Below are 13755 nucleotides of genomic sequence, written 5' to 3'. Positions count from 1 at the left end.
GTGTCACTTTCACTCCTCACTGCTGTCTGTGGTGTTGCCACGCCCCGGAACCCTGCTGCTTTCCAGCTGATCTTCGGCCGGGAGCTCCTTCAAAGCGTGCCGTCCCGAGGTGTAGCCCCGCTGGAAGCTTGCCATCCTGCTCCGCGCCGCGGACGCCGAGCGGGTGATCGCACCCGTTCCGGGCATGCCCGCGGTGTTGTCCGCGAAGTTGTTCTGCGCCGGCGCGTCGGCCGAAGGACTGTTGATCGACCCCGGCACCAGGTAGGCGTTCGGGACGCGTTTGGGCAGCCCGGCCGTGGTGATCTCCTCGTTCTTGGCCTCGAGCAGCGACTGCGCCTTGCTCCAGCCGTCGTCGGAGGCACTGTGCCAGCCGTCGTCGGGTGGGAGGAGCGGGTGCCGGGTCGCCGCGGTCGGCAGCAGCTCGTCCGCCGGTTCCGGGTGCCGGGCTTCCGCCGGTTCGCGCTCGTGACGCCGGGTGACCGGTTCGGCGATGACCGTCCGCTCCGCGACCGGTTCGGCGGTGCCGGTGAGCGGCGGCAGGTTCGGGTCTTCACCCTCGCTCTGCGGCGCAACCGGGTCGCCGGTGGAGTCGTCGCCCTCACTGAACCAGCGTGACAGCACCGACTGGTAAATGGGCAGCCGCCGGGTGGGTACATCGTCCTCGAGAGCCGACGAACCGACCTCCTCCGCGCGTGGCGGGGGCTGTGGCGACGACTCCTCCGGTGGGACGTACTTCGGCTCGCGCTTCGGCAGCACCAGCGGCGCGAACTGCGTGTCGTGCGCCCTCGAGCTGGCACCTTCGCCGTTCGTCGACGGCGTCAGCGGGGCCAGGTCCTCGGCCGTCGGCCAGGCCGGCGTCTCGGGCTTCGGCAGCTCGGGCGACAGGAACGGGCCCGCCGCGCGACCGCCGCTGACCAGGTCGTCCAGGCTGATCGGCTGGTCGAGTGGGACCAGGCCGCCCTGGTTCGCCACCGGTTCGTGCACCGGCGGAGGCGGGGGCGGCGGAGCCGACGGCGGGATCGGCGTGTGCGCCGACGTCTGGTCGAAGTCCGACCGCGCGGCCGGGATCGGGATGCTCGGCATCGACATCGACGTCTCGGACCGGTTCGGCGGCAGCGGGGTCTGCCGCGCCATGCCCGGGCGGAGGTGCGTGAGCAGCTCGGCCGGGACGACGACGCGGGCGATCACGCCACCCTCGATGTCCTCGTTCTCGCGCAGCCGGACCTCGATGCCGTGCCGCTTGGCCAGCCGCGAGACCACGTACAGACCCATTCGGCGGGTCACCGACACGTCCAGGTCCGGCGGCTCGGCGAGCCGGCCGTTGACCTCGGCCAGCCGCTCGTCGCTCATGCCGACACCGTGGTCGGTGACCTGGATGGCCAGCGCCTTCCGGCGGGTCACCACGGCACGCACGATGACCTTCGTCTCCGGCTCGGAGAAGTAGGTCGCGTTGTCGAGCAGCTCCGCGAGGACGTGCACGAGGTCGTGGATCGCCAGGCCCTGGACCGCGACGTCGGGCACGATGCCGACCTCGATCCGGGCGTACTGCTCGATCTCGGACACCGCGGCGCCGATGACGTCGGCGGCGGGCACCGGCTTGGGCACGGACTTGGCCAGGCCGGCGCCGGAGAGCACCAGCAGGGACTCACCGTTGCGCCGCAGCCGGGTGGCCAGGTGGTCGAGCTCGAACAGGCTCGCCAAGTGGTCCGGGTCCTGCTCGTCGGCCTCGAGGCGGTCGATGACGCCGAGCTGGCGTTCCACCAGCCGCTGCGACCGCCGGGAGAGGTTCACGAAGATGCCGTTGACGTTCTCGCGCAGGAGCGCCTGCTCGGCGGCCATCTTGACCGCCTGCTCGTGAACGATGTCGAACGACCGCGCGACCTCGCCGATCTCGTCGCGAGAGGTGACGGGCACCGGCTGGACGGCCCGCTTCGAGGCGCCGACCGGGTCCGGGTCGTCGAGGATCGCCTGCACGGTCTCGGGCAGCCGGGTGTACGCGACGTCCAGCGCGCTCTTCCGCAGCACCCGCAGCGGGCGCAGCATCAGGCGGGCGACGAGGAGCATCAGCGCGATCGCGGCGGCCAGCGCGGCGAGCACCACGGCACCGCCGACCCAGGCCGAGTTGACCGCCGCCGTGGCGAGGTCGTCGGCGCGGGTCTTGAGCTGGGCCAGCAGGTTCGACTCGACCGCGTGCAGCTTGTCCGCCGACACGGTGCTGTCCTTGCCGAGCGCCGTCGTGTCGATGCTCGGCGCCGCACCCAGCTGGGCGAAGGAGAACGCCGCGGTCTGGATCCGGCGGCGGTCGTCGACCTCCGGGCCGGAGTAGGTGTCGTTGTAGAGCTGGCGCTGGTCGTCGTCGGCGTTCGCGAGGAAGGCCGAGACCGAGGCGTCCGCACTGGAGGCCGACGCACGCGTCTGGTCCAGGAGGTCACCGGGGAAGCTCCCGCGGAACGCGGCGATCTGCAGCTCGGCGTCGGAGCGGGTGGTGAACTCCTTGGCCTCGCTGATCGCCTGCGTGCTCGTGCCGAGCCGCAGCACGTCGCGGTCGGTGACCGAGGTGGTCACCTCGCGGCCGAGCTCGATCAGCGCGTCGAGGATGCCGGAGTAGGCGGTCATCACCGTGATGTCGGGCAGGCCGTTCGCGGTGTTGAACGCCGCTCGCAGCGGACGCAGGGCGTCGAGGCGCTGGATACCGCGTGCGTAGCGGTCCTTGGTCGCGTCGTCGTCGTAGCTGAGGGTCGACGCCGCGTTGCGCAGGTTGGTGACCTCGCGGTCGACCTTGGCGATCTGCGAGTCGAGCCCGGTCTGCAGCAACGGGTTCGCGGACGAGATCCGCGCCACCGCCAGCGACCGCTCGTTCTGCAGCTCGTGCACGACCGTGGTGACCTTGACCGCGAACGCGACCTGGTCGGCGGTCTGCTGGAACTCGGCAGCCTGTTGAGCGTCGTCGACCACGCGCAACGTGCCGAGCACGAGCGCGGTCAGAGTCGGGATCAGGAGGATCGCGGCCAGCTTGGACCGCACCCTCCAGTCACGCATGCCGGAGAACAGCCCGGCCTTCCGGCCCGGAGCATCTCCGGGCGACTGCGCGGGGGTCCCTCCTACCCCCGCGGCGTCTTCGTTCGGCACCGCCGCACCACCATCATCGTTCGTGCTCGTGAAACCCTGGTCGGCCCAGCGCCCGCCAGGGCGCATCGTGTTCTCCTCAGCCACTCGTCAGCACGCTCCCGGCCTTCCGGCTCATCGGCCGATCGGCAGGAGCCCAGCGCGAGACGCTACCCGTACGGGTGAAAAGATCGTCTTCAGTGTCGGCCCTGGGGGTCCCTGAACCCCGCCCGGTCGGGCGGAATCGGTTCAGCTCGAGCATCACGGTCCGGTCCCTGCGCTGGTCCTGCATTGGTCTGTTGGTCCGGCCTAGCCTGCTTGTACGGCGGCTGAGCCCGGCGAAGCAGTGGTCTCCGCGGGGGAGATTCTCTCAGGAAAAGCACAGCGTGCCCTGGTAAACCGGGGATCGACTTGATCGGCCATCCAGGCACTCTCTCTCACTACATCGGAGGTTGATACCTCCCCGCAGGTGCAGAGGGTAGCGAACGCCCGGAGAAGATGTAACCCTCCCGACGCTTCGTGCACGATGTTGCACAGCGTTCGCTCAGTCGGCGCACAGCTGGTGATCTCTTAATCTGGAACTGGGCCCTACGCTGGGTGAACAGCTACGGCGAGTGGAGCAGCGGGTCTAGACCAGAGGCCGAAAGAGTGACTTGCACCACTCCGGTGGGGATTGATCCCACCCGTTGTGAGCGAGCTGTCACCTTCTCTACAGTGACCCGCGTACCCCCGAAAGTGAGTTACACACTTACCCGGGATCCGGTCCACCAAACGTCGATGTTCACGCTAGGAGCAGGCCTTGCTTGGAAACGCCATGAGCAGTGGCCGGGTTCGCACTCGCCGCGCCGCGCTCGGGCTCGCCCTCACCGTCGCGGCCGCGACTGCCCTCACGGGCTGCAGCGCGCTCGGCTCGGACGACTCGAACGCGACGTCGGCCGGGGGCGGCTTGGAAAAGACGAAGATCAAGGTCTCGATCCTGCCGACCACCGACCTGGCGCCGTTCTGGCTGGCCCAGGACAGTGGCTACTTCAAGGCCGAAGGGCTCGAGGTCGAGCAGGTCATCGCACCGAGCGGGCAGGCGTCGATGACGAAGGCGATCTCCGGTGAAGCGGACATCGCCCTTTCGACCTACACGCCGTTCTTCGTCGCCAAGAGCACCGGCGCCGCGGACGTGCAGCTGGTCGCCGACGGCACTTCGGTGAACGCCAAGAGCAACGCGATCGTCACCGTGCCGAACTCCCCGGTGAAGACCGTGAACGACCTGGCGGGCAAGCGCATCGCGATCACCGCCAAGAACACCGCGTCCGACATCCTCACCAAGTCGGTGATGAAGGACCACGGCGTCGACTACAACGGCGTCAACTGGGTGCCGATCCCGCTCCCGAACATGGCGGCGGCGCTGCAGCAGGGCCAGGTCGACGCGGCCTACATGCCGGAACCGCAGCTCTCGCAGGCGGCGAAGATCGCCGGCGCGACGCCGGTCATCGACATCAACACCGGCGCCACCCAGGACTTCCCGCTGACCGGCTACGGCGCGACGACGAAGTGGGTGCAGTCGAACCCGAAGACCCTCGCGGCTTTCCAGCGCGCCATGAAGAAGGCGACCGTCGAGGCGATCAACGACCGCGCGAAGGTCGAGCCGCTGCTGATCAAGTACGCGAAGATCGACCAGGACACGGCCAAGCTGCTGACCCTGCCGGGCTACGGGTCCACTTTGGACGCCCGGCGCCTGCAGCGGGTGCCCGACCTGCTGCTGCAGATGGGCGTCATCACCAGCAAGGTCGACGCCGCGGCGATGATCGCTCCGCAGGCGACCAACTGACGTGAAGAAACTGCTTCGTGGGCTGACCGGCCTGGTCTGTTTCCTCCTGCTCTGGGAGCTCGTGGTCCAGGTCGGCCTGGTCAGCAAGACGTTCATCCCGCCGCCGAGCGTCGTCCTGGTCAGCGTCGGGGAGCTGCTCGGTGACCCCGACTTCATCCGCGACGTCGTCGCGACGATGCTCGCCTGGCTGATCGCCGTCCTCATCGCGATCGCCGTCGGTGTGCCGGCCGGGCTGCTGCTGGGCAGTGTCCCGGTGCTGCGCACCGCCACCGCCGCGATCGTCGAGTTCCTCCGCCCGATCCCGGTCACCGCGCTGGTGCCGCTGGTGCTGCTGGTGATCGGCTCCGGCCCCGACGCGAAGATCTCCCTCGCGGTGTACGCCTCGCTGTGGCCGATCATGTTCAACACGATCTACGGCATGGGCGAGATCGACCCGGTGCTGATGGAGACCGCGCGGGCGTGCGGGACCAGCCGGTTCCGCATCCTGTCGTCGGTCGCGCTGCCGCAGACCGCGCCGTTCATCTTCACCGGCCTCCGGCTGTCGGCGACGATCGCGCTCATCGCGGTCGTCAGCGTGGAGTTCCTGGCCGGCTCCGAACTCGGGCTCGGCAACTTCATCCTCGTCGCCAGCACCGGTTCGACCCGGTTCGACCTGGTGCTGGCCGGTACCGTGGTGGCCGGGGTGCTGGGCTACCTGATCAACGAAGGCCTCGAACAGCTGGGCAAGCGGCTGTTCCGCTGGAGCAGCATCGACCGGGAGGCGATCGCGTGAGCACGGCGACTCTTTCCGGCCGGGTGGGCAGGCGGGCCGCACGCGGCGCCGCCACCGTCGCCCGCAACTGGCTGCTCTTCGCGGTCCTCGTGGTCGTCTGGGAGTTCGCCGCCCGCGCGGGCGGCAGCAAGTTCTTCCCGCCACCGACGGAGATCGCGGTCGCGGCCGCGAAACTGTGGTTCACCGGGCCCGCGTCACACCTGTTCCTCACCGACGCGGTGTTCGACAACGTGTTCCCCAGCCTCGGCCGGATGCTCGGCGGCTGGGCGCTGGCCGCGATCGTCGGCATCACGCTCGGCGTGCTGGTCGGCCGGTCCGCGCGGGGCATGGACTACGTCGGCCCGCTGTTCGCGTTCTTCCGCTCGATCCCGCCGCCCGCGCTGATCCCGGTGTTCGCGGTGCTGTTCGGGCTGAGCTCGGGGATGCAGATCGGCTCGATCATCTTCGGCGCGGTGTGGCCGGTGCTGCTCAACGCGGTCGACGGGGTCCGCTCGGTCGACCAGGTGAAGGTCGAGACGTCGCGTTCCTTCCGCACGCCCAAGCGGTACTGGATCACGATGGTGGTGCTGCCCGCGGCGGCGCCGAAGATCTTCGCCGGGCTGCGGGTGAGCCTGTCGATCTCGCTGCTGCTGATGGTCGTCTCCGAGCTGGTCGGCGCGTACAACGGCATCGGGCGCTCGCTGATGAACGCCCAGCAGGACTTCGACTTCCCGACCATGTGGTCGTGGCTGGTGCTGCTCGGCATCCTCGGCTACGTCTTCAACACGATCTTCCTGGCCGCGGAACGACGGGTGCTGGCCTGGCAGCCGACCCGCCTCGGCCGCGACTGACGCTGGAAAGGCCTCTCCCATGTCAACCATGCTCGAAGTGTCCGGCCTCAGCCACCGTTACGGCAGCGGCCCCAAGGCGCACACCGCGGTGAACGACCTGTCGTTCACCGTCGAGGCCGGGCAGCTGGCCAGCATCGTCGGCCCGTCGGGCTGCGGGAAGTCGACGCTGCTGCGCTGCGTCGCCGGGCTGACCCCGCCGACCGACGGCACGGTGAGCCTGCACGGCGACCGCGTCTCCGGCGTGCCGGACGACCTCGCCGTCGTGTTCCAGGACTACAGCCGGTCGCTGTTCCCGTGGCTTTCGGTGCAGAAGAACGTCGAGTTCCCGTTGCGCTGGCGGAAGATCTCCCGCGCGGAACGGCGTTCACGCGCGGCCGAGGCGCTGGAGCAGGTCGGGCTGTCCGCGGTGGGCGGGAAGTTCCCGTGGCAGCTCTCGGGCGGCATGCAGCAGCGGGTGTCGATCGCCCGCGCGCTGGCCAGCCGTCCGTCGCTGCTGCTGATGGACGAGCCGTTCGCGTCGGTCGACGCGCAGACCCGGTTCGAGCTCGAAGACCTGACCCGGCGGGTGCAGCGCGAGCAGGGCAGCACGATCCTGGTCGTCACGCACGACATCGACGAGAGCGTCTACCTGTCCGACCGGGTGCTGGTGCTGTCGAAGTCGCCGGCATCGATCGTGGCGGACCTCCGCGTCGGACTGCCGTCCGAGCGCAACCAGATCACGACGCGCGAGTCGGCGGAGTTCGTGACGCTGCGCGGAGAGGTGGCGCGGCTCCTGCAGGGCGGCACTCCGGCGGACGCGGTCGTGGCCGCCTCGGACGCCGCCGAGTGGGAGCTGGCCGAGCGGGCCAAGACCGGGACGCGGTCGAAGACCGGGAGCTGACCGGTCCACTGTGGACGAATCGAAGGGCCCTTCCTCCCGGGTGACGGGAGGAAGGGCCCTTCGGCTAGCGGTCCGCTGAGTCGGGAAAGACGACGTGCCGGTCGGTGTGCCAGTCGAACAGGCGCCACTGCTCGACGTCGCGGCCCGCGCACGCCGGGAAGACCTCGATCACGATGGGGCCGCTGAGCTCGAGCGACAGCATCCCCGCTCGTCCCAGTGCCGCCGACTCGACGAAGCACTCGTGCTCCGTGACCATCCCGGTCAGCTGGCGGGCCTGGCGGTCGTACTTCGTCCGGTACTCGTCGAACGCCGTCTCCGCGTCCCCGGTGTCCCGGTAGCTCATGTCGACCGAGCCGAACAGGATCTGCTCGCGGTACGTCACGCGGAACGGGCACTGCGCGTGGAGGCGCTTTTCGACGTCCTCGCCTCGGAAGCCCACGATGGCGATGTTCACTGTCCGGGAGAACTCGGTGACCCGGCAGCCGATCAGCCGGGTCACCGCCTCTCTCAGCTCTTCGGTTGTCGACAAGTCAGTAGAGCGTCCGGTCCGACGGGGTCACCCGGATGTGCACCAACGTCGGGCGCTTGTCGTCCAGGGCGGCCGTCAGGCCCGGGACCAGGCCGGCCGCCTCGGTGATCGTCACGCTCTGGCAGCCCATGCTCGACGCCAGCGCCGCGAAGTCGATGCCGCCCAGCTCCGTGCCCGGGAGCTTCTCGCCGCCGATCGTCTCGCCGAGAATGCGGACCGCCGCGTACTCGCTGTTGTCCATGATCACGATCGTCAGCGGGAGCTCCTGGCGCGCGGCCGTCCACAGTGCCTGGATGCCGTACATACTGGACCCGTCGCCGACCACGCCGACGACCTTGCGGTCCGGGCAGGCGAGCGCCGCGCCGACCGTGCCCGGGACGCCGTAGCCGAGGGTGCCGCTCGCGATCGTCAGGAACCCCGTGTCGGTCGAGGTGATCGGCAGGTGGTCGTGCAGGATCCCGCGGTGGCTCGGTGCCTCCTCGACGACGATCGCTTTGTCCGGCAACAGGTCCGACAGCGTCGAGTAGACGTACTCGGCGGTCAGCTTCTCGCCGCTGGGCTTCGCGGGCCGCTCGATCGGCGCCGGTGCGGGCCGCGTGCTCTTGCTGACCGCGTTGAGCAGGGCGCGGATGCCGAGCTTCGGCGTCGCCCGGATGCCGGTGCCCTCGAACGCGCGCGCGAGGATCTGCTCGTCGTCGCTGACGATGAACAGCGGCGGCAACGGAGCCGCGTCGCGGCCGCGGTCGACGTGGTAGGTGAAGGCCGGGGCGCCGAGCACGACGACGAGGTCGTGGGCGGCCAGCTTGTCGGAGACGGCGCCGCGTTCGGGGTCGAGGAAACCCTGGAACAGCCGGTGGTTCTCCGGGAACGAGCAGCGGAACGACATCGGCGCGGCGTACACGCCGGCGTTGAGGCGCTCGGCCAGCGCGACGGTCTCCACGACGGCACCGTCCTGGTCGACGGCTCCCCCGACGACGATCGCCGGCCGTTCGGCGGCCTCGAGCGCGGCGGCGAGCTCGTCGATCGCTTCGGGATCCGCTGCGTAGCCGCGGATGCGGGGCCGGGAGATGTGGGGACGCTCGGTGGTGACGGTCCAGTCGTCGGCCGGGACGGACACGAACACCGGCCCGGACGGCGCCTGCGTCGCGACGTGATAAGCCCGCGACAGCGCGGCCGGGACGTCTTCGGCGGTGGCCGGTTCGATGGACCACTTCACGTACGGCTTGGGGAACTCCGGCGCGTCCATCGCCCCCAGGAAGGGATCGTGCGGCAGGAGCGCGCGGTTCTGCTGCCCGGCGAGGATGATCAGCGGCGTCCGGTTGCGGTAGGCGGTGAAGAGGCTGCCGAGCCCGTGCCCGACCCCGCCCGCGGAGTGCAGGTTGACCAGCACGGCCTGACGCGTCGCCTGGGCGTAGGCGTCGGCCATCGCCACGACGGAGGACTCCTGCAGGCCGAGGATGTAGTAGAAGTCGTCCGGCCAGTCGGTGAGGAAGGGGACCTCGGTGGTGCCGGGGTTGCCGAACACCGTGGTGAGGCCGAGTTCGCGGAGGAGGTCGCGGCTGGCGTCCAGGACCGTGCGCTTGTTCATCCGCTCAGCCTAATGCTTAGTCTTGCGAAGGAAAGCCCCCAAAGGGCCGCCGGAACCGTGACGAGCACGGCACCGGCGGCCCCGGGAGAACTCAGCCGATCAGGCCGGACAAGCCGCTCCCCTTGAAGGAGCCCCAGCCCGTCACCTGGTCGTACCCGGTCCCGGCGGTGAAACCGGTCGTCCCGTGCAGGGTGTTGTTGCCCGTCGTCACGTCGTGGAAGCCCGTGCCGTACGAGGACCCGTTGCCGATCGAGTAGAACTTCGGGTTCAGGTTGCCCAGGCCGCCGCCGTGGACCTGGTTCTGCAGCGTCGCGAACGCCGCCCACAGCGGGGCCGCACCCGACGTGCCCCACACCGTCTCCCACGAACCGGCCGTGTAGATGTAGTAGCCCGAGCCGCTCGCCGCGTCGGCCGAGACGTCCGGGACCTTGCGGTAGGTCGTGCTCTGCGAGGACTGCCACGACGGCGCCGTGAACACCGTCGAGATGCCGCCGCCCGTCGAGCCGTTGGACGCGCCGTCGTTCCACGCCTTCTCGCTGCTGTACGCGTTCGCCGACGTCACCGTCAGCTGCGTACCGCCGACGCCCGTCACGTTCGGGCTGGACGCCGGGAAGTCCACGGCCTTCGCCGTCGAACCCGTCTGGCGGTAGCAGTCGGTCGTGCCGTCGTCGCCGGCCGCCGCGAAGTACGAGATGCCCTCCGCGGTGCCGGTCGCGATCGCGTTGCTGACGCTCTTCGCCGCGCTCGATCCTTCCGCGGATTCGCAAGCGCCCCAAGAGATCGAGACGACGTTGACCGTGTGGTCCGACGCGATCTTCTGGTACATCGCCAGCTCGCCGGCGTTGCTGTTCGGTGCCTCGTAGACGTAGTCGTTCGCCGCGGCCGCCAGCGCGTGCACGACCTCGATGTCGAGCTCGACCTCGATCTGGCCGTCGCCCGGCGCCGAGTCGTAGTTCGCGCCGCTGACCGGGACCGTGGTCACCGAGCCCGCCGAGAGGCCGTACGTGCTGTCGTACTTGGTGATGTTGGACTTCTGGTAGCCGTCGAACTCGACGAAGCCGACCTTCACGCCGCTGCCGGTCGCCGAGAGACCGCTGGTGCCGTAGGCGGTCTTGAGCACCGGCGGGGTCACCGCCTTGACGACGTTGGGCTTCGCGACGGCCTGCGCGTGCGTCCGCAGCGCGTGGTTGTCGAGGCCGACGACGTTGCCGACGACGCTCGAGACGTCCGCCGGCACGGTCGGCGCGGCGTCGTTGGCGAAGAAGTTCCGGCCGGACGACTGGTCGTGGTAGGTCCCGATCCGGGTGTGGAACGCCGATTCGAGCTGCGCGGCCGAGCCGGTGAACGTGATGGCCTGACGGTTTCCGGAAACCTCGATCCCGGTGACGCCCGATTTCTCGAGGAATGAGACGGCCTTGCCGACGTCGGCCTGGGTCGGACCGTACTGCGCATTGAACTGTTCAGGCGTCAGAAAGTGGTGGTATTGCGGAGAAGCGGGGTTCTGCACGTCGGCGAGGAACTTTTCCAGCGCCTGCTGGTTGTGCAGTTTAAGGGAGAGGGCGGCGGTGATCCGCTGCCCGCCCGCGACGTCGCCGGTGCGGGCGCTGCTGACGAGTGGAGCGGCACTGTCGGCCAGGGTGACCAGGGGTTCCGTCGCCGCGGCGGCGGGGACGACCACGGCGAGGCCGAGCAACGCCGGCAGCGGCACGGCGGCCGCGACGAGCTTGCGCAAGCGCATGGGAGGATTTCCTCTCGGCGGTGGGGACCGGGCCTGCGCGGAATGGTCGCCGCAGGTTGCCGAGAAGCATAAGAAGCCGCCGACGCGCCGAGGAACCTACTTTTGTCTGCCCTTTCGCGGTTCCCATTTTCATTTTCCGGGTGGTTTACCTCGCCATGGACATTCGATTATCGTCCGGAATGCCCGAGATCGTCGATCCGGTCGACGATCTCCCTTGCGTCCGCATTGCCGGAAAACCGGCCGGCCGCCGCCGACAGCGAGTGCAGCCGCTGCCGCGTCCGCGGTGACCGCAGCGCGACCGCCAGCCGGATCGCCTCCTCGCCGACGGCCGCGGCGACGTCGAGGTCGCCGTCCAGCGCGTGCACGGTGGCGAGCCAGATCAACGTGAGCGAGCGGCTGCGCGTCATGCCCCCGCCGTACCCGGCGATCGCGTCGGTGAGCGCGGGGATGCCGTCGCGGCCGTGCCGGATGTCGACCATCTGCGCCAGCTCGCCGTGCACCGTGCCGACCATCGCCGCCATGTCGGTAGGCCCGAAGAACGCGTCCCACGGCGACGGGTCGCGCCCCTCGGCCTCCGCGAACTCCCGGCGGGCGCGCCGCAGGTAGGTCAGCGCCTCGGTGACGTCGGCCTTCTTGGCGTGCGCCCACGCCTGGTTGGCCGACAGGAGCGCCTGCGCGAGCTTGGAGTGCGCCAGCAACGCCGCCTCCCGGCCCAGCGCGAACTCCGCCAGCGCGGCGTCGACGGCGCCGTAGTGCAGGTGCAGCCGCCCGGTGCGGTACCGGATGTTGGCCTGGAGGTCGTCGTTCCCGGCTTCGACGGCCAGCTCCAGCGCCCGCTTGAACGCGGCCAGCGCGGCGGCGGGGCGGTCCTGGTCGAAGTTCGTCCAGCCGGCCAGGTTGTACAGGTCCGCGACGGCGGTGCAGAGCCTCCCCAGCACGACGGTCTTGGTCACGCCTTCCAGCAGCGCGACGGCCGCGGGCAGCCGCGACTCGACCGCCACCCGGCAGGCACCGCCGCCGTAGCGGTAGTCCAGGCCCCTGAGCTCGGCGACGACGTCCTCGAGCCGCCGCACGTCGGCGAGACCCACGCGTGCGCCACGCCGGTCATCCCGCCCTGCACTGCCGTCCATGGCAGCCCTCCGTCCGTAGAGGGCCGCTGATGGGCGACCCCCGTTCATTCCCCGCCGGGCCAGGCCGGAGCCTGCTCCTTCGAAGGACTGGCGCCGGGCAGCACCCCGGCGGCGGTCAGCACCACTCCCGTGGCGGTTTCCGCGATCTTGACGGCGGCCAGCAGGCCCGTGAGGGCGAGCGAACCGCCGAGCCCCAGTTTCACGAACTCGTCTTCGGAGGTTCCGTTCGCGCGTTGACGCGGTAGCGCGCCGGTCACGATCCGGCCTTCCGGCTCGGTCCGGACACAGTCGGGCGACAGCCGCGGAGAATCAACCGCTGCCGCGCGACAGAAATCCACCGCATGGTCGAAGTCCTGGTTTCCTGCTGTCCACGCCACGAGTTCTCGAACTGAATACGCGCGCACACGGCGCCGCCTCCCGCACTGCAGATCGATTCCTGATGATCGCCCGGATCGTGAAATGCCGGACCACCGTAGCCAGCCGATCGCCCCGAAATCAGCCACCAACCAGGTCATATCCCGAAATGCGCGTGCAGCCGCACGCGCGGAGCCGGCTCGGCTCCTGCACGAGCCGAATGCAATTTCACCGTAAAGGAGGTGATTACCCGCACCCGAAAACATCGGCGGAAATCGTTTTATCCCGCCGATGTTCCGAGGAATTCCGGAAGTCGATCAGGATTTCACGAGTTCGACCCAGGTGCGCACCGATTCGGCGTCCACGGGAGCCTGCCAGCCGCCGGGCCGGACCGCACTCCCGACATGGAACCCGCGTACCCCGCCCGCGCGCAAGAGGTGCACCTGCTGCGCGCGCAGGCCGCCGCCGACGAGCAGGTCCGGTCCGCTGTCGCGCTGCGCGAGCCGCTGCAGCACGGAAAGCCCACTGCCTACCCCGTTCGGGTGCCCGGCCGCGAGGACCGTGTCACAGCCCAGCTCGGCCAGCTGGTCGTAGGCGCGCAACGGGTCCCGCGTGCGGTCGATGGCGCGGTGGAACGTCCACGGCAGACCGTCGACCTCCTTGATGAGCGCCTCACAGGCGTCCAGGTCGATCTCGCTGTCGATGTTGAGGAACCCGAAGACGAACTCGCGCGCGCCCGCGTCGATCAGCCGGGCGGTGTCGGCGCGCAGCCCCTCGAGGTCGCCGATGGCGAACGAACCGTTGTCCCGCAGCATGACCCGCACCGGGAGGTCGGTCGCCGAAAGCACGTCACGCAGCGTCTCGATCGACGGCATCAGGCCGTCCTGAGCCATGTCCGTCACCAGTTCGAGGCGGTCGGCCCCGCCCGCCTGCGCGCCTTCGGCGTCCGCCGCGTCCAGCGCGATCACTTCCAGCAGGGGCGTCTTCGAGCTCATGCCTCATCCGTT

At 69.7% G+C, this 13755-nt stretch carries 11 protein-coding genes; 4 read left to right on the top strand and 7 right to left on the bottom strand.

Annotated elements, in window-relative coordinates:
- Positions 1-9: 9 nt before the first annotated feature.
- Positions 10-3195: a sensor histidine kinase gene (locus tag ACZ7OU_RS10815; RefSeq protein ID WP_470254921.1), complete on the bottom strand. Its 3186-nt coding sequence runs from the start codon at positions 3193-3195 to the stop codon at positions 10-12.
- Positions 3196-3919: 724 nt separating this feature from the next.
- Here ACZ7OU_RS10815 and ACZ7OU_RS10810 point away from each other — a divergent pair.
- Genes ACZ7OU_RS10810 through ACZ7OU_RS10795 form a run of 4 tightly spaced genes read left to right on the top strand, consistent with a single transcriptional unit; the run spans position 3920 to position 7409 of the window.
- Entirely contained in the window at positions 3920-4927 is a 1008-nt protein-coding gene (locus ACZ7OU_RS10810) for an ABC transporter substrate-binding protein (RefSeq protein ID WP_470242149.1), read from the top strand.
- Between the two features lies 1 nt (position 4928).
- Complete coding sequence (locus tag ACZ7OU_RS10805; protein WP_470242150.1) at positions 4929-5699, top strand: ABC transporter permease; 771 nt, start codon at positions 4929-4931, stop codon at positions 5697-5699.
- The gene (locus ACZ7OU_RS10800; RefSeq protein WP_470254920.1) at positions 5696-6529 is read left to right on the top strand and encodes an ABC transporter permease; all 834 of its coding nucleotides are present in this window, start codon (positions 5696-5698) and stop codon (positions 6527-6529) included. The genes ACZ7OU_RS10805 and ACZ7OU_RS10800 overlap by 4 nt, the downstream gene beginning before the upstream one ends.
- A gap of 19 nt (positions 6530-6548) precedes the next feature.
- The gene (locus ACZ7OU_RS10795; RefSeq protein ID WP_470254919.1) at positions 6549-7409 is read left to right on the top strand and encodes an ABC transporter ATP-binding protein; all 861 of its coding nucleotides are present in this window, start codon (positions 6549-6551) and stop codon (positions 7407-7409) included.
- Between the two features lie 64 nt (positions 7410-7473).
- On the opposite strand, the gene ACZ7OU_RS10790 is transcribed toward ACZ7OU_RS10795, so the two are convergent.
- The 6 genes from ACZ7OU_RS10790 to ACZ7OU_RS10765 form a co-directional block, all read right to left on the bottom strand.
- Positions 7474-7938, bottom strand: coding sequence for a hypothetical protein (locus ACZ7OU_RS10790; protein WP_470242153.1), 465 nt, complete (start codon positions 7936-7938; stop codon positions 7474-7476).
- Position 7939: 1 nt separating this feature from the next.
- A complete protein-coding gene (mdlC, locus tag ACZ7OU_RS10785; RefSeq protein ID WP_470242154.1) occupies positions 7940-9526 on the bottom strand; it encodes a benzoylformate decarboxylase in 1587 nt (528 codons plus the stop codon).
- A gap of 91 nt (positions 9527-9617) precedes the next feature.
- Positions 9618-11264: a S53 family peptidase gene (locus ACZ7OU_RS10780; protein WP_470254918.1), complete on the bottom strand. Its 1647-nt coding sequence runs from the start codon at positions 11262-11264 to the stop codon at positions 9618-9620.
- 167 nt (positions 11265-11431) lie between these two features.
- Positions 11432-12394, bottom strand: coding sequence for a hypothetical protein (locus ACZ7OU_RS10775; RefSeq protein WP_470242156.1), 963 nt, complete (start codon positions 12392-12394; stop codon positions 11432-11434).
- Between the two features lie 44 nt (positions 12395-12438).
- On the bottom strand, positions 12439-12909 hold the full coding sequence (locus tag ACZ7OU_RS10770; protein WP_470254917.1) for a hypothetical protein: 471 nt from the start codon (positions 12907-12909) through the stop codon (positions 12439-12441).
- A gap of 156 nt (positions 12910-13065) precedes the next feature.
- Positions 13066-13743, bottom strand: a complete 678-nt coding sequence (locus tag ACZ7OU_RS10765) for a copper homeostasis protein CutC (RefSeq protein WP_470254916.1) — start codon at positions 13741-13743, stop codon at positions 13066-13068.
- Positions 13744-13755 lie beyond the last annotated feature (12 nt).

It is taken from the genome of Amycolatopsis sp. NPDC114505, from assembly GCF_055633615.1.
This window is presented reverse-complemented; position numbering and strand designations above follow the sequence as displayed.